The sequence below is a fragment of the Acidovorax sp. NCPPB 3576 genome (assembly GCF_028473605.1).
Taxonomy (GTDB): Bacteria; Pseudomonadota; Gammaproteobacteria; order Burkholderiales; family Burkholderiaceae_C; genus Paracidovorax.
This window is the reverse complement of record NZ_CP097267.1, coordinates 4904919-4926134: the sequence shown is the minus strand read 5'-3', so window position 1 is coordinate 4926134 and position 21216 is coordinate 4904919. Positions and strand designations below refer to the sequence as shown.

General features: G+C 68.8%; 22 protein-coding genes. 9 read left to right on the top strand and 13 right to left on the bottom strand.

Annotation, left to right across the window (positions count from 1 at the left end; genetic code table 11):
• Positions 1–9 precede the first annotated feature (9 nt).
• The 5 genes from M5C98_RS22500 to M5C98_RS22480 form a co-directional block, all read right to left on the bottom strand.
• On the bottom strand, positions 10–921 hold the full coding sequence (locus M5C98_RS22500) for a DMT family transporter (RefSeq protein ID WP_272549717.1): 912 nt from the start codon (positions 919–921) through the stop codon (positions 10–12).
• Positions 922–1008: 87 nt separating this feature from the next.
• Positions 1009–1752, bottom strand: a complete 744-nt coding sequence (locus tag M5C98_RS22495; RefSeq protein WP_272549716.1) for an amino acid ABC transporter ATP-binding protein — start codon at positions 1750–1752, stop codon at positions 1009–1011.
• The gene (locus M5C98_RS22490) at positions 1749–2531 is read right to left on the bottom strand and encodes an amino acid ABC transporter permease (protein WP_272549715.1); all 783 of its coding nucleotides are present in this window, start codon (positions 2529–2531) and stop codon (positions 1749–1751) included. Before M5C98_RS22490 ends, M5C98_RS22495 begins: the two co-directional genes overlap by 4 nt.
• A 33-nt stretch (positions 2532–2564) precedes the next feature.
• The gene (locus tag M5C98_RS22485; protein ID WP_272549714.1) at positions 2565–3329 is read right to left on the bottom strand and encodes an ABC transporter substrate-binding protein; all 765 of its coding nucleotides are present in this window, start codon (positions 3327–3329) and stop codon (positions 2565–2567) included.
• A gap of 202 nt (positions 3330–3531) precedes the next feature.
• Positions 3532–4290: a sulfite exporter TauE/SafE family protein gene (locus M5C98_RS22480; protein WP_272549713.1), complete on the bottom strand. Its 759-nt coding sequence runs from the start codon at positions 4288–4290 to the stop codon at positions 3532–3534.
• Positions 4291–4722: 432 nt separating this feature from the next.
• On the opposite strand from M5C98_RS22480, the gene M5C98_RS22475 reads away from it, so the two are divergent.
• Positions 4723–5715 carry a hypothetical protein gene (locus M5C98_RS22475; RefSeq protein WP_272549712.1) on the top strand — a complete coding sequence of 331 codons (993 nt, stop codon included), beginning with the start codon at positions 4723–4725 and terminating at the stop codon, positions 5713–5715.
• Between the two features lie 49 nt (positions 5716–5764).
• Here the strand turns inward: M5C98_RS22475 and M5C98_RS22470 are convergent, their stop codons facing one another.
• Positions 5765–7483 carry a GMC family oxidoreductase gene (locus M5C98_RS22470; protein ID WP_272549711.1) on the bottom strand — a complete coding sequence of 573 codons (1719 nt, stop codon included), beginning with the start codon at positions 7481–7483 and terminating at the stop codon, positions 5765–5767.
• A gap of 238 nt (positions 7484–7721) precedes the next feature.
• Between M5C98_RS22470 and M5C98_RS22465 the strand changes: the two genes are divergently transcribed.
• The 4 genes from M5C98_RS22465 to M5C98_RS22450 are packed head-to-tail and all read left to right on the top strand — an operon-like array spanning position 7722 to position 11383.
• Positions 7722–8852, top strand: a complete 1131-nt coding sequence (locus M5C98_RS22465) for an MlaE family ABC transporter permease (RefSeq protein WP_272549710.1) — start codon at positions 7722–7724, stop codon at positions 8850–8852.
• A 4-nt stretch (positions 8853–8856) separates the two neighbouring features.
• Positions 8857–9714: an ABC transporter ATP-binding protein gene (locus tag M5C98_RS22460; RefSeq protein ID WP_272549709.1), complete on the top strand. Its 858-nt coding sequence runs from the start codon at positions 8857–8859 to the stop codon at positions 9712–9714.
• Positions 9714–10694 (top strand): MlaD family protein, encoded by a 981-nt coding sequence (locus M5C98_RS22455; RefSeq protein ID WP_272549708.1) that lies wholly within the window; start codon positions 9714–9716, stop codon positions 10692–10694. The genes M5C98_RS22460 and M5C98_RS22455 overlap by 1 nt, the downstream gene beginning before the upstream one ends.
• Positions 10695–10720: 26 nt before the next feature.
• Positions 10721–11383: an ABC-type transport auxiliary lipoprotein family protein gene (locus M5C98_RS22450; protein ID WP_442867205.1), complete on the top strand. Its 663-nt coding sequence runs from the start codon at positions 10721–10723 to the stop codon at positions 11381–11383.
• A 10-nt stretch (positions 11384–11393) separates the two neighbouring features.
• Here M5C98_RS22450 and M5C98_RS22445 read toward each other — a convergent pair whose 3' ends face one another.
• The 7 genes from M5C98_RS22445 to M5C98_RS22415 all read right to left on the bottom strand — a co-directional run bounded on the left by M5C98_RS22445 (position 11394) and on the right by M5C98_RS22415 (position 18540).
• Positions 11394–12125 (bottom strand): hypothetical protein, encoded by a 732-nt coding sequence (locus M5C98_RS22445; protein WP_272549706.1) that lies wholly within the window; start codon positions 12123–12125, stop codon positions 11394–11396.
• 1 nt (position 12126) lies between these two features.
• Positions 12127–12855 (bottom strand): hypothetical protein, encoded by a 729-nt coding sequence (locus M5C98_RS22440; protein WP_272549705.1) that lies wholly within the window; start codon positions 12853–12855, stop codon positions 12127–12129.
• Between the two features lies 1 nt (position 12856).
• Entirely contained in the window at positions 12857–13561 is a 705-nt protein-coding gene (locus tag M5C98_RS22435; protein WP_272549704.1) for a hypothetical protein, read from the bottom strand.
• The gene (locus M5C98_RS22430; protein WP_272549703.1) at positions 13561–14223 is read right to left on the bottom strand and encodes a hypothetical protein; all 663 of its coding nucleotides are present in this window, start codon (positions 14221–14223) and stop codon (positions 13561–13563) included. Before M5C98_RS22430 ends, M5C98_RS22435 begins: the two co-directional genes overlap by 1 nt.
• 156 nt (positions 14224–14379) lie before the next feature.
• A complete protein-coding gene (locus M5C98_RS22425; protein WP_272549702.1) occupies positions 14380–16782 on the bottom strand; it encodes a TonB-dependent siderophore receptor in 2403 nt (800 codons plus the stop codon).
• 215 nt (positions 16783–16997) lie between these two features.
• A complete protein-coding gene (locus M5C98_RS22420; RefSeq protein ID WP_272549701.1) occupies positions 16998–18002 on the bottom strand; it encodes a FecR family protein in 1005 nt (334 codons plus the stop codon).
• The gene (locus M5C98_RS22415) at positions 17989–18540 is read right to left on the bottom strand and encodes an RNA polymerase sigma factor (RefSeq protein ID WP_272549700.1); all 552 of its coding nucleotides are present in this window, start codon (positions 18538–18540) and stop codon (positions 17989–17991) included. Before M5C98_RS22415 ends, M5C98_RS22420 begins: the two co-directional genes overlap by 14 nt.
• A gap of 184 nt (positions 18541–18724) precedes the next feature.
• Here M5C98_RS22415 and M5C98_RS22410 point away from each other — a divergent pair, with 184 nt between their 5' ends.
• From M5C98_RS22410 to M5C98_RS22395, 4 genes are all read left to right on the top strand, one after another.
• A complete protein-coding gene (locus tag M5C98_RS22410; protein WP_272549699.1) occupies positions 18725–19348 on the top strand; it encodes a phosphoadenosine phosphosulfate reductase domain-containing protein in 624 nt (207 codons plus the stop codon).
• Positions 19349–19556: 208 nt separating this feature from the next.
• A complete protein-coding gene (locus M5C98_RS22405) occupies positions 19557–19775 on the top strand; it encodes a CsbD family protein (RefSeq protein WP_272549698.1) in 219 nt (72 codons plus the stop codon).
• A gap of 102 nt (positions 19776–19877) precedes the next feature.
• Entirely contained in the window at positions 19878–20456 is a 579-nt protein-coding gene (locus tag M5C98_RS22400; protein WP_272549697.1) for a hypothetical protein, read from the top strand.
• Between the two features lie 216 nt (positions 20457–20672).
• A complete protein-coding gene (locus M5C98_RS22395) occupies positions 20673–21212 on the top strand; it encodes a hemerythrin domain-containing protein (protein ID WP_272549696.1) in 540 nt (179 codons plus the stop codon).
• Positions 21213–21216 lie beyond the last annotated feature (4 nt).

The window sequence follows — 21216 nt, the reverse complement described above, 5'->3', positions numbered from 1 at the left end:
CGGCGTGGCTCAGTTCCGGGGCCGCGCGTTGCCTGGAATGGCGTTTCGCGGTGCGGGCCGCCACTGGCTGAAGATCAGCGCCGCCACGATCAGCGCCGCGCCGGCCACCCCGGCGATGCCCAGGCGCTCGTCGATCAGCACCCACGCCGTGAGCGCGGCGAACACGGGCTCCAGCCCGAACACGATGGCGCTGCGCATCGCATCCACTCGCTGCTGGCCCCAGGCCTGCAGCGTCACCACCACCACGCTGGCCAGCAGGCCGAGGTAAACCAGGGCGATCCACGACGGCACCGACAGGGTGGCCAGCGACGCCCACGTGCTGCCCAACCCGCCGTGGCGCACGGCGATCAGCACGCTGGAGGCGACCAGCATCGTCGTGGCCTGCGCCGCGGCCATGCGCGTGGCGCGCACGGGTTCGGCGGCCGTGCGGCGCGCGCATTCTTCCAGCGCCAGGATGTACATGGCATAGAACAGCGTGCTGGCGAAGGTCAGCGTATCGCCCAGGTTCCAGGGATCGTTCTCGTGGAACATCAGCGCCATGCCGGCAAGGGCCAGCACGCAGGCGGCCCACAGGCGCCAGCCGTAGCGCCGGCCCAGCAAGGCCATCGCCAGCAGCGGCACGACGAGCACGTTCAGGCCCGTCACGAAGGCATTGCGGTTGCTGGTGGTGCGCGCCAGCCCTTCGATCTGCAGCCAGAACGCCAGAAAAAGCAGCACGCCCAGCCCCAGCCCCCAGTGCATCTCGGTGCGGCGCATGCCGCGCCACAGCGGGCCGAGCACCAGCAGCGCGATGGCAAAGCGCAGCCAGATCAGCTGCAACGCATCGAGGTGCGCCGACAGCAGCTTCATCGCGGGGAAGGTCGTGCCCCATACCAGGGTCACGGCGAGCAGGGCCAACAGGCCCAGGCGTTCAGGTTTCATGGAAGCAGGCCCGCGCGCCCGCAAGCGCGCGGGCCGGAAAATTGACGGTAGCCAGCAGCGGGAAGGGGAGGCACGTGCCTCCCCGGTTCATCCACTCATGCGGCCGATGAAGGCGCGGATGCGGTCGCTGGCGGGGTTGCCGAAAAACTCGGCCGGCGGCGCGTCGTGCGCGATGCGTCCCTGGTCGAAGAACATCACGCGGTCGGCCACCTCGCGCGCAAAGCCCATTTCGTGCGTGACCACGATCATGGTCATGCCGCCACGGGCCAGCTCGCGCATGACGTCCAGCACCTCCTGCACCATCTCGGGGTCCAGGGCGGAGGTGGGCTCGTCGAACAGCATCACCTTGGGCGCCATGGCCAGCGCGCGGGCGATGGCCACGCGCTGCTGCTGCCCGCCGGACAGTTGCCAGGGGTACTTGTGCGCATGGTCCTGCATGCCCACGCGCCGCAGCAGCGCCATGGCCTGTTCGTTGGCCTTGGCGCGCGGCGTGCGGTGGATGCGGCGGGGCGCCAGTGTCACGTTGTCCAGCACGCTCATGTGGCCGAACAGGTTGAACTGCTGGAACACCATGCCGACCTCGCTGCGCTGCTTTTGCAGCGTGCGCTGGTCGTCGGTCACCTCGGTGCCGCCGATGGTGATGCGGCCGCTGTCGTGCGGCTCCAGCCGGTTGATGGCCCGCAGCAGCGTGCTCTTGCCCGAGCCCGAGGCGCCGATGATGACCGTCACCTCGCCCGTGTTGAAGGTGGTGGACACCTCCTTGAGCACCTGGTGCGCGCCGAACGACTTGCACACGCAGTCGGCGACGATGTAGGGCGTGGCCTGGCTCATTGGGCCCGTCCTTCCACGTCGAAGCGGTACTCGACGGCGTTGGAGATCTGCGTGACCAGCGTGGTCAGCAGCAGGTAGGTGACGGCCACGGTGGAGAGCGTCGCGATGGGCTGGAAGGTCGCCGACTGGATGCGGTTGCCCACGTTGGTCAGCTCCACCACGCCGATGGCGTAGGCGAGCGACGAGTCCTTGAGCAGCGCCACGAAGTTGCTCACCAGCGGCGGCAGCGAGATCTTGAAGGCCTGCGGAAACACGACGTCGAAGAACACGTGCAGGCGCGACAGGCCCAGCGCCCGCGCCGCCTCGGTCTGCCCGCGCGGCACGGCCAGCAGGCCGGCGCGCACGGCTTCGGCGTTGTAGGCCCCCACGTTCAGGCCCAGCGCCACGACGGCGGAGGCGAAGTCGGGCAGGTTCAGCCCCGGCACCAGCACCGGCAGCGCGAAGTACACGAAGAGGATTTGCACCAGCAGCGGCGTGCCGCGGATGACCCAGATGTAGAACCCGGCGACCCAGCGCATCGCGATCCAGCGCGAGGTGCGGGCGAGCGCGGCACTGGTGCCCAGCACCAGGCCCACGCTGCCGCTCACCAGGGTGAGCCACAGCGTGGTGCGCGCGCCGTCGGAGAACGCCTGGGCGTTCGGTCCGATCGGGTCAGGCAGGAAGGAAAGAAGCTGGCCCAGCAGGGCCAGCGCCAACACCATCAGCAGCAGGGCCGATACCAGCGTTGCATTGCTGCGGTGCTGGCGGGTCCAGTGCTGTGGCCATAGAGCATTGAGCATGGAAGGAGGGCGGTCCGAAGCCGGCGCCGCGGCTTATGGCGCGCAGCGCACGTCTTCGTTGAAGTACTTCTGGGACACGGCGGCGTAGCTGCCATCGGCCAGCACTTCGGCGAAGGCCTTGTTCCATGCATCGGCCAGGCCGGTGTTGCCCTTGGAGACGGCGGGGGCGATCTTCTCGATGAAGAGCATGTCACCGAGCTTCAGGCCCGCCTTGGGGTTCTTGGCGACCACTTCCTTGGCCACGAACTTGTCGGTCACCCAGGCATCGACGCGCTTGGAGGTGAGCGCGCTGCGGGCGTCCACATCGGTGGGGAAGTTCTTCATTTCCTTGATGCCGGCGACCTTCTGCACGTTCTCCAGGTAGCTGGTGCCGGTCTGCACGGCGACGATCTTGCCCGTGAGGTCCTTGGCGGTGCGGATCTTGGGGTCGGTGGCGATGATCATGCCGCCCGAGCAATAGTGGGGCGTGGCGAAGGTGACGGCCTTGGCGCGCTCTTCGGTCACGCCGTGCGAGGCGATGACGGCATCCCAGCGGTCCTGCGACAGGCCGGTCAGCAGGGCGTCGAAGCCCAGCGTCTTCCATTCGACCTTCAGGCCCATTTTCTTGGCGACCAGGTTGGCCACTTCGATCTCGAAGCCCGTGAGCTGGGTGCCCTGGAAGTAGTTGAAGGGCGCGAACTGGCCTTCGGTGGCGATGATGATCTTGCCGTCCTTCTTGACGGCCTCCAGCGTGCGGGCCTGCACGGAAAAAGCGGCACACATTGCCACTACGGTGGCGATCGTCTTGAACATCTTCATCTCTGTTGTTCCTGCGCAGGGTGGTTTCAGGTACAAAAAATCCGGCTTGGCGGTTAGCGAAGCCGGAACCAGCGGCCAGTGGGCCGCCCGGGGGACGGGCGGTCACAGGATTGCCACATTATAAAAGGCGTGCATGAAGCCATGCACACCCGCAAACCCTGAGCCGGTGCGCAAAAAACGGGCCCGCTTTGGCTTTTTATGCTCAGCGCAGGAATGCGTCGTAGCCCGTCTTGAGGATCAGCGAGCTGACCACCACGATGAAGATGCCGCGCACGAAACCCGTGCCGTGCTTGAGCGCCATGTGCGTGCCGATGACGCTGCCCACCACGTTCGCCACCGCCAGCGGCACCGCGAAGTGCCACCACACGTGCCCCTTGGCCGCGAACAGGATGATGGCCGCCACGTTGGTCGCCAGGTTGAGCAGCTTGGCCGACACCGAGGCGTTCAGGAAGTCGTAGCCCAGCAGCCGCACGAACAGGAAGACGAAGAAGCTACCCGTGCCCGGCCCGAAGAAGCCGTCGTAGAACCCCACCGCCAGGCCGATGGCGCAGGCCAGGCGCGTCTCGATCCGGCCCTCGAAGCGCGGGGTGTGGTGGCGCCCCAGGTCCTTGCGGGCCAGCGTATACAGCAGCACCGCCAGCAAGATGAGCGGCAGCAGCTTGCGCAGCGAATCCGCCGAGACCACCGTCACCGTCCAGGCGCCCGCGAAGGCCCCCACGAAGCCCGCCGCGGCGGCCGGCAGCATCGCCTGCCAGCGCATCTGCACCCGGCGGCTGTACTGCCAGGTGGCGATGCCCGTGCCCCAGATGGAGGCGCTCTTGTTGGTGCCCAGCAGCGTGGCGGGCGGCGCGTTGGGAAAGGTGGCGAACAGGGCGGGTACCAGGACGAGGCCGCCGCCCCCGACGATGGCGTCCACGAAGCCGGCCAGCAGCGACGCCAGAGAAACAATGATCCATTCCATCCCCCGATTGTCGGGGCTGCCGCAGAGCGCAATGGCGGCGGACGGCGGCTCTCAGGCCCGGTGCGTCACGAACAGGCAAAGAAAAAGCGCCGGGGTCGCCGGCGCTTTGTAAAAAAGGCATCTTATAGGGGGATGCTCGGAATGGTTTGTTCGACTTCGAGATGTCTCCTCGGTCCCCTCGTTCGACGCGACGGGCGCGTTTTCGAGTGGATGAACTGTAACGAGTGCACTCTGATGGTGCATTGGTGGTTTCCCGCACACCGTTCTGGGGCGCCGGGGCTGCGCGTAGGGCGTTCGCTGGTGGGCGTGGCGAAGCGGCTGCGGGATGGGCGAAGTGCGGGTGTGGCCGCCATGGCTTTTTTTCACGGTTTTTACGCGGGCCGGGCTTCAATCGGCGGACTCTTTCGCATCCCCCTTGCCGAGCCTTTCCCCATGACCGATCTTTCCCTTCGCCGAACCGTCTCCGCTCCTGCGGCACTGCCTGCATCGTCCGCATCGTCCGCACCGCCCGCGCATCAAACACGGGGCGCGCAGCCGGCCACCCCGCACCCTGCGCTGCGCCGAACGGCGTCCGCCCCCGCAGGGCTGCAGGCCCGCGGCGCGGCGCAGACCCCTTCGCCGAGCGCGGCCTTGCCGCCCCGGGCTGCGGTGCTGCCCCGCTCTGCGTCGGCACCCGGGGCGCTGGGTGCGCCAGGCGCCGAGTCGCCCCGGCCCGCCATGCCGGCGGCTGCGGTGCCCGAGCCAGAGGCGCCATCGGCGCAGCCGGATGAAGTACGAGAGCATGCGGTGGCCGCCGATGTGCACGCGCCCTTGCTGGCCGGCGCCCCGTCCGGATCGCCCTGGAGCGCGGCGCGCACCGTGTCCGCCTGGAGCGCCCCGTTGATGGATGCCACCGCCGCGGCCGTGTCCCTGGCATCGGCCCGGCTGGCCGCGGTGCCCCGCGCCGCGCAGGCCACGGCCGCGGTCAGCGGCAGCCTGTGGGCGGGCGCCGGCATGGTGGGCGAAGTCGGCAACGTGCCGTACCGCGTCTGGACCACCGGGGCGAACGCTTTCGCCGTGGCGGCGGGTGGGCTGAGCGCCGCCGCCCCGTTCACGCTGGGGCCGGTGCAGCGCGCGATCGCTTACGGCTCCGCTGGCGCCTGGGCCGCCAGCGGCGCGGCGATGGCGCTCGGCGCCGTGGGCACGACGGCCACCCATGCCGCCACGGGGCTGCTACAGGGCGTGAGCGGCATCGCCAACCTGGCCGCGGCCGGCTTGAGCGCGGCGGCCGTCCAGGTATCGGGCCGCGATGCCAGCCAGGCCGTGCGGCTGCAGACGGCGTCTTCCGCACTGTGGCTGGCAGGCTCGGCCGCGGCGGTGGGGGCGGTCTGGGCGAAAACGGCGGCGCAGCGCCGGGAGCCGCTGGCCGATCCGGAGCGCGGCTGAGCGCCGCTCTTGGGGCGCCGCCTGCATCGCGGCGGGCCAGGATGGGCGATCAGCGCATGGCGGCGACGACCGCCTCGGCCCCGGGCGCTTGGGCCTGCGCCTGTGCCGCCTGCCGTATCCATTCGGCGGCCTTCTCGGCCAGCATCAGCGTGGGCGAGTTGGTGTTGCCGCTGGTGATGGTGGGCATGGCGCCCGCGTCCACCACGCGCAGGCCGTCGATGCCGCGCACGCGCAGCTGCGAATCCAGCACCGCCATCGGGTCGCCGTCGCGGCCCATGCGCGTCGTGCCCACGGGGTGGAAGATGGTGGTGGCGATGTCGCCGGCCAGCCGCGCCAGGTCCTCGTCGGTCTCGAACTGCACGCCGGGCTTCCATTCCTCGGGCTGGTAGGGCGCCAGCGCCGGCTGGGCGACGATGCGGCGCGTCACGCGCAGGCTGTCGGCGGCGACCTGGCGGTCCTCGGGCGTGCTCAGGTAGTTGGGTGCGATGGCCGGCGCGGTGCGGAAGTCGGGGCCCTTGATGTGCACGGTGCCCCGGCTGGTGGGGTTCAGGTTGCACACGCTGGCGGTGAAGGCGGGAAAGGCGTGCAGCGGCTCGCCGAAAGCCTCAAGCGACAGCGGCTGCACGTGGTATTCGAGGTTGGGGTGGGCCTGGTCGGGCGAGCTGCGCGTGAAGGCGCCCAGCTGCGACGGCGCCATGCTCATGGGCCCGCTGCGCTTGAAGGCGTATTCGAGCCCGATCTTCGCCTTGCCCAGCCAGCTGCCGGCCAGCATGTTGAGCGTGGGCACGCCGTTCACCTTGAACACCGCGCGGATCTGCAGGTGGTCCTGCAAATTGGCGCCCACGCCGGGCAGGTCGTGCACCACGTTGATGCCGTGTTCGCGCAGCAGCGCCGCCGGGCCGATGCCCGACAGCTGCAGCAGTTGCGGCGAGTTGACCGCGCCCGCGCTCAGCACCACCTCGCGCGTGGCGTGGGCGGTGACCATCTCCTCGCCGGTCCACACCTGCACGCCGGTGCAGCGGCGCGAGCCGTCGGGCTGGGGGTCGATCAACAGTTTGGTGGCCTGTGCGGCGGTCCACATCTCGAAGTTGGGCCGCCCGTAGCAGGTGGGGCGCAGGAAGGCTTTGGCGGTGTTCCAGCGCCAGCCGGCCTTCTGGTTGACCTCGAAGTAGCCCACGCCCTCGTTGTCGCCGCCGTTGAAATCGTCGGTGGCCGGAATGCCCGCCTGCTGCGCGGCCTGGGCGAAGGCGTCCAGCACGTCCCAGCGCAGGCGCTGCTTTTCCACGCGCCACTCTCCCGTGCCGCCGGTGGTCTTGCTGCCGTGCAGGCGCTTGAACGATTCGCTCGCGGAATCGGGCTGATCCAGGCGCCAGTGGTCTTCGTGGCGGCGGAAATAGGGCAGGGCGTTGTCCCAGCGCCAGCTCGCATCGCCCGTGATGTCGGCCCACTGGTCGTAGTCGCGCGCCTGGCCGCGCATGTAGATCATGCCGTTGATGCTGCTGCACCCGCCCAGCGTCTTGCCGCGCGGGTAGCGCAGGCTGCGGCCGTTCAGGCCCGCGTCGGGTTCGGTGTGGTACAGCCAATCCGTGCGCGGGTTGCCGATGCAGTACAGGTAGCCCACCGGGATGTGGATCCAGTGGTAGTCGTCCTTGCGGCCGGCCTCGATGAGCAGCACGCGGTAGCGGCCACCGGCGCTCAGGCGGTTGCACAGCAGGGCGCCGGCCGTGCCGCCGCCGATGATGATGTAGTCGAAAGTGGTGTCGCTCATGGGGGCTGTGAGGGCATTGCGGCAGTGCCCGGCCATTGTGCGTAGCGCCGGGCCGCTGTCGATAGGGAAACAGCCGATTGCTATTATTTTTATAGCTATATGCCCTAGAAGATATTGCGCTGGGGGCCGTTTTGATCATAATTCACGCGGCCCCCACCCTGCGCAGGGACGCGCTCTGCGCTGACGCAGCCCAGCCCATCCGCTCCGCTACCATGCACAGCTTCTCCCGCCCCCCTCCATGACCGAAGACGACAGCCAGCCCCGCATCACCCGAGACGACACGCCCGACGGCCCCTGTGTGGTGTTGCACGGCCGCTGGGGTGCGGCGGAGCTGGGCACGCGCCGCCACTGGCGCGCGGTGTCGGCCCAGCTGTCCGAAACGCGGGGCGGTCCCGCCACCGGCTGGGACCTGCGCAGCCTGCAGTGGCTGGACCACGTGGGCGCGCAGTTGCTGTGGAACCACTGGGGCCGCGCCTGGCCCGAGCGGCTGGCACTCGACGACAGCCAGCGCGACATGCTCCAGCGCGTGGCCGAATTCAGCAGCATCCGCCCGCCCGACACGCCCTGGCGGCTGGCCGAGCAGGTGGACCGGCTCGGCGTGCAGGTGCTGCACGCGGTCTCGCACATGCTCCATCTGCTCGAACTGGTGGGGCAGCTGTTCATCGATCTTTTCTGTGCCGCGCGCTCGCCGCGCCGCGCGCCCTGGCGCGACGTGTCGGGCCACCTCTACCGCATGGGGGCGACGGCGATGCCCATCACGGCCATCGTGGGCTTTCTCATCGGGGTGGTGCTGGCCTACCTGATGTCACTGCAGTTGCGGCAGTTCGGCGCCGAGTCGTTCATCGTCAACATCCTGGGCATTTCATTGATCCGCGAGCTGGGCCCCATGCTCGCGGCCATTTTGGTGGCGGGCCGTTCGGGCTCGTCCATCACGGCGCAGATCGGCGTGATGCGCGTGACCGAAGAGCTCGATGCCATGCGCGTCATGGGCATTGCGCACGGCTTTCGCCTCGTCATGCCGCGCGCCGTGGCGCTGGCCGTGGCCATGCCGCTGATCGCCGTGTGGACCACGCTGTGCGCGCTGGCCGGCGGCATGCTCGCGGCCGACCTCGCGCTGGGCGTGTCGCCCGCCTACTTCGTGCAGGCGCTGCCCAACGCGGTGAGCTTTCCCAACCTGGTGATGGCGGTGGCCAAGTCGGTGGTGTTCGGCGTGTCCATCGCGCTCATCGGCTGCCACTGGGGCCTGCGCGTCAAGCCCAACACGCAGAGCCTGGGCGAGGGCACCACGGCCTCGGTGGTGAGCTCCATCACCATGGTGATCATCGTGGACGCGCTGTTCGCCATCGCGTTCAAGAACCTCGGGATCTGACGCCATGGACGACACCTCGCTCATCCCCGCCCCCGCCGCGCACACCGCGCCGCAGGCCCCGCCCGCCGACGCGCCGCCGGTGGTCGAGATCAAGGGGCTGTCCACTGTGTTCGGCAAGGGCAAGGAGGCCTTCGCCGTGCACGAGAACCTCGACCTCACCGTGCGCCGCGGCGAGATGCTGGCCCTGGTGGGCGGCTCGGGCACCGGCAAAACGGTGCTGCTGCGCCAGATGCTGGGCCTCACGCGGCCGGCCAAGGGCGAGGTGACGGTGCTGGGCCGCCCCGCCGCCGAGATGGGCCGCGCCGGCGCCGCCAGCCGCGTGGGCATGCTGTTCCAGCAGGGCGCGCTGTTCTCCGCCTTCAACGTGCTCGACAACGTGGCCTTCGCGCTGCGCGAGCAGGGCACGCTGCCGGGCGACCTGGTCTGCGATGCGGCCATGGTCAAGCTGCAGATGGTGGGCCTCAAGCCCGAGCACGCCACGCGCATGCCGGCCGACCTCTCGGGCGGCATGATCAAGCGCGTGGCCCTGGCGCGCGCGCTCATCATGGACCCGCCCCTGCTGCTGCTGGACGAGCCCACCGCGGGCCTCGATCCCAACAGCTCCGACGATTTCTGCGAACTGCTGCGCGAACTGCGCGCCGCGCTCGGCCTCACGGTGGTGATGGTCACGCACGACCTGGACACGCTGTTTGCGCTCAGCACCCGCGTGGCCGTGCTGGCCGAAAAGAAGGTCATCGTCTCCGGCCCCCCGCAGGAGGTCGTGCACTTCGACCACCCGTTCATTCAACATTTCTTTCTCGGCGAACGCGGCCGGCGCGCCATGGCGCCCGCACCGGCTTCGCCCTCGACCAAGGACGCCTGATGGAAAACAAGTCCCACGCCCTCGCTGCGGGCATCTTCGTGGTCGTCGTGGCGGCCCTGCTCGCGGGGCTGGGCCTTTGGCTCACCCGCGACAACACCAGCTACCAGCTCTACGAGCTGTCCAGCAAGCAGAGCGTGGGCGGGCTGCAGCCGCAGGCCGCCGTGCGCTACAAGGGCGTGGCGGTCGGCAAGGTGGTGCGCATCGGCTTCGACCCCGACGTGGCCGGCAACGTGCTGATCCGCATCGCCGTGAGCGACCAGGCGCCCGTCACCCCGGCCACCTTCGCCGTGCTGGGCTACCAGGGCGTGACGGGCCTGGCCCACGTGCTGCTGGACGACGGCCAGCAGGCCGAGCCGCCGCTGCCCAAGGGATCGAGCGGCCTGCCGCGCCTGCCGCTCAAGACCTCGCCCTTCGGCCAATTGGCCGAGCAGGGGCCCGCGATCCTCTCGCAGGTGGAAGAGGCCACGGGCCGCATCAACGACCTGCTGAGCGACGACAACCAAAAGCGCATCGCCACTGCCATCGACAATCTGGGCCAGGCCGCCGGCAACGCCAGCGCGCTGATGAAGCGCCTGGACGCCACCGTGGTGCAGCGGCTCGACCCCGCGCTGGCCGCCGTGCCCGGCGTGGCCAGCGATGCGCGCGAGACGCTGCAGGCGCTGCGCCAGGCCGGCAACAGCGCCTCCGCCGCGGCCAACGAGGTGGGCACCGCCGTCAAGCAGCTGAGCGCCGAGGGCGGCCCCATCGACCAGATCGCCGAGGGCTCCAAGTCGCTGGCCTCCGCCGCCGACCGCTTCGGCCGCGTCACCTTGCCGCGTCTGAACCACGCCGCCGACGAGACCTCGCGCGCGGTGCGCCGCCTGGGCCGCACCGCCAGCACCATCAGCGACAACCCGCAGTCGCTCATCTACGGATCGGGCACTGCCGCCGGCGGGCCGGGCGAGCCCGGCTTCGAGGCACCCGTCGTCGTCAAACCCTGAGAGCGCCTGCCATGGATACTATGAAAATGATAGCAAATCGCCGCCGTGTTCATTGCGCTGGAGCCGTTTTTGGCTTGGCACTCGCCGCCGTGCTGGCCGGCTGCTCGGCCCTGCCCGCGCCGCCCGCGCGCGCCGAGGTGTACGACTTCGGCCCCGGCCTGATGGAGGCCGCGCCCTCCGACCGCCGCGCGCCGCTGCCGCCCCTGGCCCTGGCCGACGTGACCACCACCGGCCCGGTCGAGGGCAGCACCGCCGTGCTGTACCGCCTGGCCTACGACGACGCGCGCCGCCTGCGCCCCTACAACCAGGCGCGCTGGAGCCAGCCGCCCGCGCAACTGGTGCAAAAGGCCGTGCGCGACCAGTTGGGCCTGCGCCGCGCCGTGCTGACGGGCGACGAAGGCGCCGCGCAGATCCTGGAGGGCGGCGCCCTGCCGGCCCTGCTGCGCCTGGAGATCGAAGAGTTCAGCCATGTGTTCAGCGCGCCTGCCACCAGCGCGGGGCTGGTGCGCCTGCGCGTGTCCATTGCCGAATCCACGCCGGCCGGCGAAAAGCTGCTGGCCCAGCGCGTGTTCCTGGTCCAGCGCCCCGCCGCCACGGCCGATGCGCCCGGCGGCACCCGCGCCCTGGCCGACGCCACGGCCCAGGCCGCGCAGGACATCGCGCAGTGGCTGGAGCAGATGGGGCGGTAAGGGGAGCGGTTCAGGGTTCCAGCGCCGCGAGGCGCTGCGACAGGGCATCCAGGTCCTCTCGCCGCACCGGCATGAACTCGCGGACGGTGGTGCCCAGGGGAGGCGGGTCTGCCAGTTCCTTTTCGCAGAGGGCCATGTTCGAGCGGATGGCTGCGCGGGTGGCCAGTGGCACGCGGTAATGCTCGCTGGCGGCGAGTTCGAGGTAGTCGGCAATGCCAAAGTGCGCGCACTGCGTCAGCAGGGGAATCTGCGCGCCGGCCTTGTCGAGGTCGAAGGCGCTGCAACGGGAGCGGGGGGTGGTGTAGAGGTGCAGCAGGCGCAGATGCGCGTCGGGGCTGTTCTGCGCAACGCGCAGCATGACGGCCTCCACGTTGTGCGCCTCGAAGCCGGGGATGCGGTCGCAGTAGCCGATCATTTCGCCGCGCAGGTCCAGTCCGTCGCGGGCGCCGTGCATGGCCTGGAGTTGCCAGGCGCGGGCTTCCTGCTCTCGGCGTTCCGTTTCGAGGTAGGCGCCATAGGCCCATTGCGCGGCGTTGTCACCCTGCTCGGCGCGTTCCTGTATGCGCATGAGGCAGATGCCGCGAAGGGTGTACTGGTCCTGCGTCTCGCAGGTGCGAGCGCTGTCGATCCACCACCACGCGGTGTAGGTGCCGATCAGGAGAGAGAAGATTAAGAGCAGTTGAAAACTGCAGCCGATGCGCTTCCACCATGCCATGGGCGCCTCGGCCTTCGGACGGTGCATCTTAGGGTTCCAGCGCCGCGAGGCGGCGAGACAGGGCATCCACGTCCTCTCGCCGTACCGGCATAAATTCCTGCGCAGTCGTATCCGGGGGCGCCTGTCCTGCCAGTTCCTTTTCGCAGAGAGCCATGTTCGAGCGGATGGCCGCACGGGTGGCAGGCGGAACGCGGTGATGCGCACTGGCGGCCTGTTCGAGGTAGTCGGCAATGCCAAAGTGCGCGCACTGCGTCAGCAGGGGAATCTGCGCGCCGGCCTTGTCGAGGTCGAAGGCGCTGCAACGGAAGCGGGGGGTGGTATAGAGGTGCAGCAGGCGCAGATGCGCGTCGGGGCTGTTCTGCGCAACGCGCAGCATGACGGCCTCGACGTTGTGCGCCTCGAAGCCGGGGATGCGGTCGCAGTACCCGATCATTTCGCCGCGCAGATCCAGCCCGTCGCGGGCGCCGTGCATGGCCCTGATTTGCCAGACACGCGCCTCCGGCTCCCGGCGTTCTGTTTCGAGGTAGGCGCCATAGGCCCATTGCGCGGCGTTGTCCCCCTGCTCGGCGCGTTCCTGTATGCGCATGAGGCAGATGCCGTGATAGGAATACTCGTCCTGCTTGTCGCAGCGAGCGCTGTCGATCCACCACCACGCGGTGTAGGCGCCGATCAGGAGAGAGAAGATCAATAGCAGTTGAAGGCCGCAGCCGAGACGCTTCCACCATGCCGTGGGCGCCCTGGTCTTCGGAAGGGGCATCTCAGGGTTCCAGCGCGGCGAGGCTGCGCGAGAGGGCATCCAGGCTCTGTCGCCGCACAGGCATGAACTCGCGGACAGTGGTGCCCATTGGGGGCGGGTCTGCCAGCTCCTTTTCGCAGAGGGATATGTTCGAGCGGATGGCTGCGCGGGTGGCAAGCGGCACGCGGTAATGCTTTTCCGAAGCCGTGCGCAGATAGTGCTCGATGGAAAGATGCGCGCACTGTGTCAGCAGGGGAATCTGCGCGCTGGCCTTGTCGAGGTCCAGTGCGCCGCAGCCAGGGTAGGTATAGAGTTGAAGCAGGGTCAGGTGCGCGTCGGGGCTGGTTTGCACGACGCGCAGCATGATGCTCTCGACGGTGCGGGCCTCGAAGCCGGGTTTGCGATCACAGTAGCCGATCATTTCGTCGCGCATATCCAGCCCGTCTTGGGCGCCATGCATGGCCCTGACTTGCCAGACACGCGCCTCCTGCTCCCGGCGTTCCGTTTCGAGGTAGGCGCCATACGTCCATTGCGCGGCGTTGTCGCCTTGCTCGGCGCGCTCCTGTATCCGCATGAGGCAGATGCCCCGAAGGTTGTATTCGTCCTGCGTCTCGCAGGTGCGAGCGCTGTCGATCCACCACCAAGCTGTGTAGGTGCCTATCAGGAGCGAGAAGATCAGAAGCAGTTGGAAACCGCAGCCGATGCGCTTCCACCATCGCGGCAGCATCATCGTTTCCTCAGCAGTTCCTGGGCCAGCGGACCCTTGACGAGTTCGCCGCCATCGCGGGGCGAGGTGCGCGTGGTGGCGATGGGTTGTCCGTCGGGGCCCCAGGTGCGCCATTGCCCCGGGCGCAGGAAGTTGGGGATGGCCAGCCGCTCCAGTGCGCCAGGCAGCTTCTCGAAGGCACCTTGGCCGATGGCTGCGCCGCCGAGAGGCTGGTTCCAAGTGGTCGTGGTGGGCGCGGTGACGTACGTTCCCAGGGCCCTGGCCAGGACGCTGGCGACGCCATCGGGCGAGGCTCCGGCATTGCACGCATCGATCAGGATCGGCTGCCCATGCCAAATGCCGCTTTGGTGGATAACACTCGTAATTCCTACAATCTTTGTCACTCCCTGGAGGCGATCTGCGTTCGCATGCGCGAACAGATACAGGTAGCCATCGATGCCCCGTTCCCGCAAACCCGAGGCATACAAGGCTTTCTCCCCAGGCTGGATCAGGATGATCTTCTTTCGCACTGGATCGACGGTAGCGATCTTCTTGACGAGTTTTTGGGAGTTGTTCAACCCCTCGAACACCAGCTTGGGCAAGCCCTTCCCCGGTCCATATTGAATCCGCCCATTCTCGATGGGCTCCGCAGATCCCTCCCGGAACCAGTAGGCAAGCGGCATTGTTCTTTTCTTCCTGTGTGACCTCTGCGCAAAAACCGGCCGTTCTCGCGCGCCGGGCCGGATTGTTCCATAGGAAGGAATGTTCGATAAAAACCTATTGACTGTTCTGAGAGGTTTCCTGCTTGGGACCAATCCCTGAAAGGCCGGTGGTCCCCGTCAAAAGCTGTGCCGCAGCGTCACCGTCACATTGCGCGGCGCGCCCGGCAGGTTCAAATTGGGGCTGCTGCCGTGGGCCGAGACGATGTAGTTGCGGTCGAACAGGTTGCGCAGGTTCAGCTGCACCGTGGTCGCCTTGCCGATGCGGTACTGCGCCATGGCGTCCACCACCACGTAGGACGGCAGGGTCACCGTGTTTCCCGGGTTGGCGAAGCGGTCGCCAACGTAGTTGATGCCGCCGCCCACGCTCCAGTCGTCGCCCAGGCGCTGGGTGAGCCAGGCCGAGAACGCGTTGCGCGGCGTGATCGTGGCGCGCTTGCCCTGCACCGCCTGGCCGGCGTCGGTGGCCGTGGAGCGCGTGATGCGCGTGTCCAGCAGCGCGTAGCTCAGCGTGGCCTGCAGGCCCGCCGCCAGCTCGCCTGCCAGCGACAGCTCCAGCCCGCGGGTGCGTTGCGTGCCGATGGGGATCAGCTGCGTGGGCTGCGCCGGGTCGGTGGTCTTGATGTCGGTGCGCTCCAGCTGGAACAGCGAGGCCGTGGCCGTGGCGCGGCCGTCCAGCAGGTCGAGCTTGGCACCCACCTCGTAGTTGGTCGTCTGCTCGGGCTGGATGGCCGTGTTGGTGGCCGACAGCGCGAACATCTCGGCCGAGGGCTGGTAGGAGCGGCTCACCGACACGTAGTACGACTGCGCCGCCGTGGGCTGCCACACCAGGCCCGCGCGCGGGCTCCAGGTGGTGTCCGTGCGCTCGAAATCGCTCTGGCCCGCCGGGCGGTTGTCGGTTTCCTGGCCGAAGCGGTCGTAGCGCAGGCCGGCCAGCACCTTCCACTCGGGAGACAGCGTGATCTGGTCCTGCACGTAGAGCGCGCGCGTCAGGTAGCGGTTCAGCGCGCTGGCCGACACGGCCCCGCCGCCGTTGAGCGGCGCCACCGGCAGCACCGGGTTCCACAGATTCACGTTGCCCAGGGTGCCGCCGGTGAACGAGATCGCATCCTTGTTCTGCTGGCCCAGCTCCAGGCCGTAAAGCACTTCGTGCGCGACGCGGCCGGTGCGCAGGTTCTGGATCAGCTCGGTCTGGTTGAACACGCCGCGCTCGCGCCGGTCCACGCCCGAACGCGTGAGCGCCACGGTGCCCGCGGCCTCGTTCGTGGTGCCCGCGGGCAGGGTGTTCTGGCGATCGAGGTCGTAGTGGTAGTAGCGCAGGGCGTTGCGCACGCGCAGCGTGTCGGAGAAGCGGTGGCTGAACGTGGCGGTGAACGAGCTGACGGTGGACTCGGAGGTGTCCGCATCGCGCGCATTGGCCGAGCCGAAGTACGTGCCCGCGGGCACGTTGACCGGGCGGCCCCGGTAGGCCGGAATGCCGAAATCGGTCACTCGCTTGTCGCGCAGGTAGTCGGCCTGCAGCAGCAGCGAGGTGGCGCCGTCGGGCTTCCACAGCACCGAAGGGGCGATCGCCTGGCGCTCCAGGAACTGCTGGCTGCGATAGCTGTTGGCGTCCTCGGCCGCGCCGGTCACGCGCCAGGACCAGTCGCTGCCCGAGGGCGCGCGGCCCACGTCGAACTCGGCGCGCTTGTCGGCCCAGCTGCCCACGCTGAGCGCGATGTCGGACACGTCCGTGCCGGGCTTTTTCGTCACGCGGTTGACCAGGCCGCCGGACGAGCCGCGCCCGTACAGCACGGCGGCGGGGCCCTTCACGACCTCGACGCGCTCGATGTTGGACAGGTCGCGGAAGTACAGCGCATCGTCCCGGAAGCCATCCACGAACTGGTCGCCGATGCTGGTGAAGCCGCGGATGCTGACTTGGTCGCGCTGGCCGTCGCCGTGCGACAGGCCCACGCCCGCCACGTTGCGCAGGGTGTCCTGCATCGAGGTCGCGCCCTGGTCGCGGATCACCTGCTGCGGCACCACGTCGATGGTCTGCGGCACGTCGCGCAGCGGGGCCTCGGTCTTGGTGCCGCTGGCGGACGAGGCGGCGTTGTAGGCCGTGTCCTCACCGCGCGCCGCCTGCACGCGCACCTCGCTCATGGTGGCGCCGGCCGCCGCAGCACCCGCGGCCCCCGAGGCGCTGCCAGCGGGGGCGGTGCCCGCGCGCTCGACCGTGAAGGTGCGGGCATCCTGCGCGCGCACCACCAGCCCGGTGCCGGCCACCAGGCGCTGGAGCGCGTCGCGCACCTCCAGCGTGCCGCGCACCGCCGGCGCCTGCTGGCCCTGGGCGATGTCGGTGACGAACACGATCTGCACGCCGCTCTGGCGCGCCAGCGCGTTCAGCGACTGCGCCAGGGGCTGGGCGGGCAGGTCCACCGCGACGGGCTGGGCCTGGGCGGCGGTGGCGGCGATGCACAGCGCGGCGGCCAGCGCAGCCCAGCGGGCGCGGTGTGGCGGGCGGCGGTGTTGGGGGATCGGCATGGAAGCTCCTGAAAGAAATCGGTGAAGAACGGGAAGAAAAGGGCAGGCATGGCGCGCCCGTCAGCCTGTGAGCCGATGCAGCGCGCGGGTTTGTACACATGGCGGATCGAAAAAAGTGGCGCGGGGCATGGTTGGCCGCTTTCGGCATGCCGTCCACCGCCAGCCGGGCCATGCATCAAAACAGGCTCTACCGCAATAAAGACGCCGGCGTTCTGCTATGGTTTTTGATGGTCCTGGCGCAGGCCGATCACCACGCCGCCGTTGGCCTGCCGTTCCACCCGCACCGGGGCGAGGCGGGGCAGCAGGTCGATCAGCTGGTCGATGCGGTCCAGGTCGAACTGCCCGGAGATGCGCAGTGCCGCCGCATGCGGGTCGGCCAGCACGATGGGGGCACGGCGGTGGCGCTGCATCTCGGCCACGGCGTCGGCCAGCGGCGTGGCGTCCAGTTGCAGCCGGCCGGCCTGCCACGCGGCGACGCGGGCGGTGTCCGCGGCCACGGGGGCGGGCAGGGCCTTGCCCGTGCGGGTGTGCAGCGCCTGGCCCGCATGCAGCAGCACCGGTGCCGCGCCGGCCCCGGCGTGCACGCGCACGCTGCCCTGCTGCACGGTGATGTCGGCGCCACTTTCCGGCTCACTTTCAGACCCGTTGTCGGCCGCTGGCCTGAAGTCGCGGCGGATGTTGAAGACGGTGCCGATGTCCTCCACCGCCACCTCGCCCGCCTGCACGGTAAAGGGGCGCTGAAGCCAGGGCGCCCAGGCGTGCCAGGGCGCGTGAGCCACCTCGAACGCCGCTTCGCCGCGCACCAGCGACAGGCGGCGCGAGCGCAGATGCAGGGCCACTTCCACGCGGGCGCCGCTGTTCAGGCGCACCGTGCTGCCGTCGGGCAGCGGGCGGGCCTGCCGCTCGCCTACGGCAGCCGCCAGCGTCTCGCGGTGCAGGGCCGGGTCGCCCCACAGCACCCCTGCTACGGCAGCCACTGCCAATGCCGTGGCGGCGCCTGCGGTGCGGGCCTTCGTTGAACGCGAGCGGCGCTCCCGGCGCTGGGCGGCGGCCTGTTCGATGTCTTCGGGCGTGGGCAGGTGCTGGCGCAGCAGGTCGGCGAATGGCGCCAGGGCGTCGTCGATGGGCAGGTGGGCGCGGCGGCCCGCGCCGCGCGCGGAAAGGCTGCCAGCGCCGGCCGCACGGGCTGCCGGTGCGGCTGCGGAATCAGCGGGCGGCATGGCCGGCGCCTTCGTTCAGCACCGGCTCCACGTCGCGCAGGGCGCGCGCCAGGTGGCGGGCGACCATCCCGCGCGACACCCCCATGCGCCGGGCGGCCTCGTCCTGCGGCATGCCGTAGAGCTTGGTGAGAATGAACGCCTCTCGGCTGGCCTGCGGCAGTTGCTCGATGGCGGCCAGCAGCGCCCGCTGGCGCTGGTGGGCGGCCAGCGCCAGCTCCGGCAGCGATAGCGGCGCGGCCGGGCGGTCGGGAGCGTCCGCCTCGGGGTGCTCGTGCGCCGTCTCGCGGCGCCGGGCCTGGGCGCGGTGGCGGTCGATGGCCAGGTCCTGCGCCACGCAGCGCAAGAACGCCAGCGGATTGGCGATCTCGCCGGGCACGGGGCGCTCCAGCAGTCGCACGCACAGGTCGTTCACGATCTCGCGCGGAAAGCACTCCTCGCCAAAGCGGTGCCGCAGCGATCCCACCAGGTCTTCGTAGTGCTTCACCAGGGCGGCGAGCAGGGGCTCGGCCGGTGGAGGAAGCGAGGCGGGATGCGTCATGGAACGCCGATTATAAAAAGAGAATGGGAATGATTCTTATTGTTGTATTTTTGCCGTGGGCCGGCGTTTCGTTGCCCCGGTGGGCGGCAGGGGCGCGTGGCCGGCCTTCTGCGGCCGGGCAGGGCTAAAGGCACAATCGCCCGTCGCACCGGGCCGCTGGCGCCCGGTCCCGTTGGAGCATGGAATGAGCAGCATCGACCTCGCAAGAATCAACGCCGAACTCGGCAAGGACGCCCAGGGCCTCGTGGACTGGGCCGTGGGCCTGGGCCGGCCCACCATCGTCACCACCAATTTCCGGCCGTTCGAGGCCGTCATCCTGCACATGGTCACGCGGGCCCGGCCCGACGTGCCGGTGGTGTGGATGGACAACGGCTACAACACTGAGGCGACCTACCAGTTCGCCGACGAGGTCACCCGGCAGCTCGGCCTGAACCTGTCGATCTACCTGCCGCGCCGCTCGCGCGCCCACCGCGAAGCCGTCGAAGGCCCGGCGCCCGCGCTCGACGATCCGCGGCATACCGCCTTCACCGAAGAGGTCAAGCTCGAGCCCTTCGCCCGCGCGCTGCGCGAGATGGCCCCGCAGGTGTGGTTCACCGCGCTGCGCGCCACCGACACGGCCGTGCGCGCGCAGATGGACCCGGTGAGCATCAACCCCGACGGCCTGATCAAGGTCGCGCCGCTGCTGCACTGGTCGTCCAAGGACCTGTACGAATACCTGGTGGCCCACCAGTTGCCCAACAATTTCGACTATGTGGACCCCACCAAGGGCGAGGACAACCGCGAATGCGGCCTGCATCTGGCGCACTGAGCTGCGCAGCCATTAGCCGAAAGGGGCGTGCATTGCACGCCCCTTTTTTTGTCCTTACCAACCGTAGGCCTGGGCTGACGCGTGCTGTCCCCGGATGACTACGCCTGGTGCGAGGGGGCACTTTTACAGTTCGTCCATCGCATTCAGCCAGGTTTCCAAACCTTCTCGGAATGGAGGGCTGGAGCGAATAACCAAGAGGACTTGTGCCATGAATGAAGACACCGTCAAGGGCAACTGGAAGCAATTCACCGGCAAGATCAAGGAGCAATGGGGCAAGCTGACGGACGACGACCTGGACGTCGTGGCCGGCAAGCGTGACCAGTTCCTGGGCAAGCTGCAAGAGCGTCAGGGCCTGGCCAAGGATGCGGCTGAAAAGGAACTGAAGTCCTGGCAAGACCGCCACCCCGAATTCCGTTTCGACAAGTAATCAATCCCGTTCCGACCCCTAGAAAACCAGTGGTGATCGCCGGTTCCGCCAAAAAGGCATACCGGCATCCGCACCCCTTTACAGACACTCAGGAGAAAAAACATGAAACACGCACGCAACCTGCTCGCTATTGTCGCCGCCAGCCTTCTTGCCACCAGCGGTATGGCCATGACCAAGGAAGAGCACAGCGCCGCCAAGGACCGCATCTCTGCCGACTACAAGACCAACAAGCAAAAGTGCGACAGCATGACGGCCAATGCCAAGGACGTCTGCATGAAGGAAGCCAAGGGCGCCGAGAAGGTCGCCAAGGCCGAACTGGAAGCCCAGTACAAGCCCAGCGACAAGGCCACCTACAAGGTGAGCGAAGCCCGCGCCGACGCTGCCTACGACGTCGCCAAGGAAAAGTGCGATGACCAGCAAGGCAATGCCAAGGACGTCTGCGTGAAGGATGCCAAGGCCGCCCACGTGAAGGCCAAGGAAGACGCCAAGGTCGCCCGCGCCCAGGCCAAGCCTTCGGACAACATGGCCAAGAAAGATGCCAAGGTCGCCGAAGTGAAGAAGGACGCGGCCGAAGAAAAGCGCGAAGCCGAATACAAGGCCGCCAAGGAGCGTTGCGATGCTGCAACTGGCGACGTGAAGGACAAGTGCGTTGCTGACCTGAAGCGCGTCTACAACCAGTAAGACGAACTCCGCTGTTCCGTCCCCGCGCTTGAATGAGCGGGTGGGATGGATGGGCAAAAAAAGGCTCCGCACTGCGGAGCCTTTTTTGTTGGCGTTGCCGGGGCTTCGGACCTCGGCACGGGCGCTTGGCGCCATTGCCGCCACACTGACCTGCATCAAAGCCGCGTGCCTGCACGCCTCGTAAGCTGGCCTTCCACTGGACTGCAAGGACTGGAAATGGCTGCTGCACTGCAATGGTCCGAGGGCCTCTCCCTCGACCTTCCCCTCATGGATGAAACCCACCAGGAGTTCGTGGAACTGCTGGGCGCCGTGGAAGCCGCGCCCGATGCGCAGCTTCTGGCCGCCTGGCACGCCCTCGTGGATCACACCGCCGACCATTTCGCCCGCGAGGACGACTGGATGGCCGCCACCCGCTTCGCCTCGGGCAACTGCCACAGCCTGCAGCACAAGGTCGTGCTGCAGGTGCTGCGCGAAGGCTCGGCGCAGGCCGAGGCGGGCGAGCTGGCCGTGCTGCGCCGCATGGCGTCCGAACTGGCCCTTTGGTTTCCGCAGCACACGCAGACCATGGATGCGGCGCTGGCCCTGCACCTGCGCCGCGTGGGCTTCGATCCCGCCACCGGCACCGTGCACGCACCGGGCGCGCTACCGGCCCAGGCCATTCACGGCTGCGGCGGTGCGTGTTCGGGCGACGACGGCGCCACCCACACGGGGAATGCCGCTGTGCCGGCCCTGGCGCGCGAAGCGGTCGCTGCCTGAAAGT

What these genes read in the sequence shown, in the direction of transcription:
- M5C98_RS22455 (WP_272549708.1), top strand. Translation starts at nt 9,714, where the DNA reads ATGGAAAACAAGTCCCACGCCCTCGCTGCGGGCATCTTCGTGGTCGTC.
- M5C98_RS22500 (WP_272549717.1), bottom strand. Translation starts at nt 921, where the DNA reads ATGAAACCTGAACGCCTGGGCCTGTTGGCCCTGCTCGCCGTGACCCTG.
- M5C98_RS22425 (WP_272549702.1), bottom strand. Translation starts at nt 16,782, where the DNA reads ATGCCGATCCCCCAACACCGCCGCCCGCCACACCGCGCCCGCTGGGCT.
- M5C98_RS22395 (WP_272549696.1), top strand. Translation starts at nt 20,673, where the DNA reads ATGGCTGCTGCACTGCAATGGTCCGAGGGCCTCTCCCTCGACCTTCCC.
- M5C98_RS22450 (WP_442867205.1), top strand. Translation starts at nt 10,721, where the DNA reads ATGATAGCAAATCGCCGCCGTGTTCATTGCGCTGGAGCCGTTTTTGGC.
- M5C98_RS22440 (WP_272549705.1), bottom strand. Translation starts at nt 12,855, where the DNA reads ATGCCCCTTCCGAAGACCAGGGCGCCCACGGCATGGTGGAAGCGTCTC.
- M5C98_RS22430 (WP_272549703.1), bottom strand. Translation starts at nt 14,223, where the DNA reads ATGCCGCTTGCCTACTGGTTCCGGGAGGGATCTGCGGAGCCCATCGAG.
- M5C98_RS22400 (WP_272549697.1), top strand. Translation starts at nt 19,878, where the DNA reads ATGAAACACGCACGCAACCTGCTCGCTATTGTCGCCGCCAGCCTTCTT.
- M5C98_RS22460 (WP_272549709.1), top strand. Translation starts at nt 8,857, where the DNA reads ATGGACGACACCTCGCTCATCCCCGCCCCCGCCGCGCACACCGCGCCG.
- M5C98_RS22420 (WP_272549701.1), bottom strand. Translation starts at nt 18,002, where the DNA reads ATGCCGCCCGCTGATTCCGCAGCCGCACCGGCAGCCCGTGCGGCCGGC.
- M5C98_RS22485 (WP_272549714.1), bottom strand. Translation starts at nt 3,329, where the DNA reads ATGAAGATGTTCAAGACGATCGCCACCGTAGTGGCAATGTGTGCCGCT.
- M5C98_RS22475 (WP_272549712.1), top strand. Translation starts at nt 4,723, where the DNA reads ATGACCGATCTTTCCCTTCGCCGAACCGTCTCCGCTCCTGCGGCACTG.
- M5C98_RS22490 (WP_272549715.1), bottom strand. Translation starts at nt 2,531, where the DNA reads ATGCTCAATGCTCTATGGCCACAGCACTGGACCCGCCAGCACCGCAGC.
- M5C98_RS22470 (WP_272549711.1), bottom strand. Translation starts at nt 7,483, where the DNA reads ATGAGCGACACCACTTTCGACTACATCATCATCGGCGGCGGCACGGCC.
- M5C98_RS22435 (WP_272549704.1), bottom strand. Translation starts at nt 13,561, where the DNA reads ATGCTGCCGCGATGGTGGAAGCGCATCGGCTGCGGTTTCCAACTGCTT.
- M5C98_RS22495 (WP_272549716.1), bottom strand. Translation starts at nt 1,752, where the DNA reads ATGAGCCAGGCCACGCCCTACATCGTCGCCGACTGCGTGTGCAAGTCG.
- M5C98_RS22405 (WP_272549698.1), top strand. Translation starts at nt 19,557, where the DNA reads ATGAATGAAGACACCGTCAAGGGCAACTGGAAGCAATTCACCGGCAAG.
- M5C98_RS22410 (WP_272549699.1), top strand. Translation starts at nt 18,725, where the DNA reads ATGAGCAGCATCGACCTCGCAAGAATCAACGCCGAACTCGGCAAGGAC.
- M5C98_RS22445 (WP_272549706.1), bottom strand. Translation starts at nt 12,125, where the DNA reads ATGCACCGTCCGAAGGCCGAGGCGCCCATGGCATGGTGGAAGCGCATC.
- M5C98_RS22480 (WP_272549713.1), bottom strand. Translation starts at nt 4,290, where the DNA reads ATGGAATGGATCATTGTTTCTCTGGCGTCGCTGCTGGCCGGCTTCGTG.
- M5C98_RS22465 (WP_272549710.1), top strand. Translation starts at nt 7,722, where the DNA reads ATGACCGAAGACGACAGCCAGCCCCGCATCACCCGAGACGACACGCCC.
- M5C98_RS22415 (WP_272549700.1), bottom strand. Translation starts at nt 18,540, where the DNA reads ATGACGCATCCCGCCTCGCTTCCTCCACCGGCCGAGCCCCTGCTCGCC.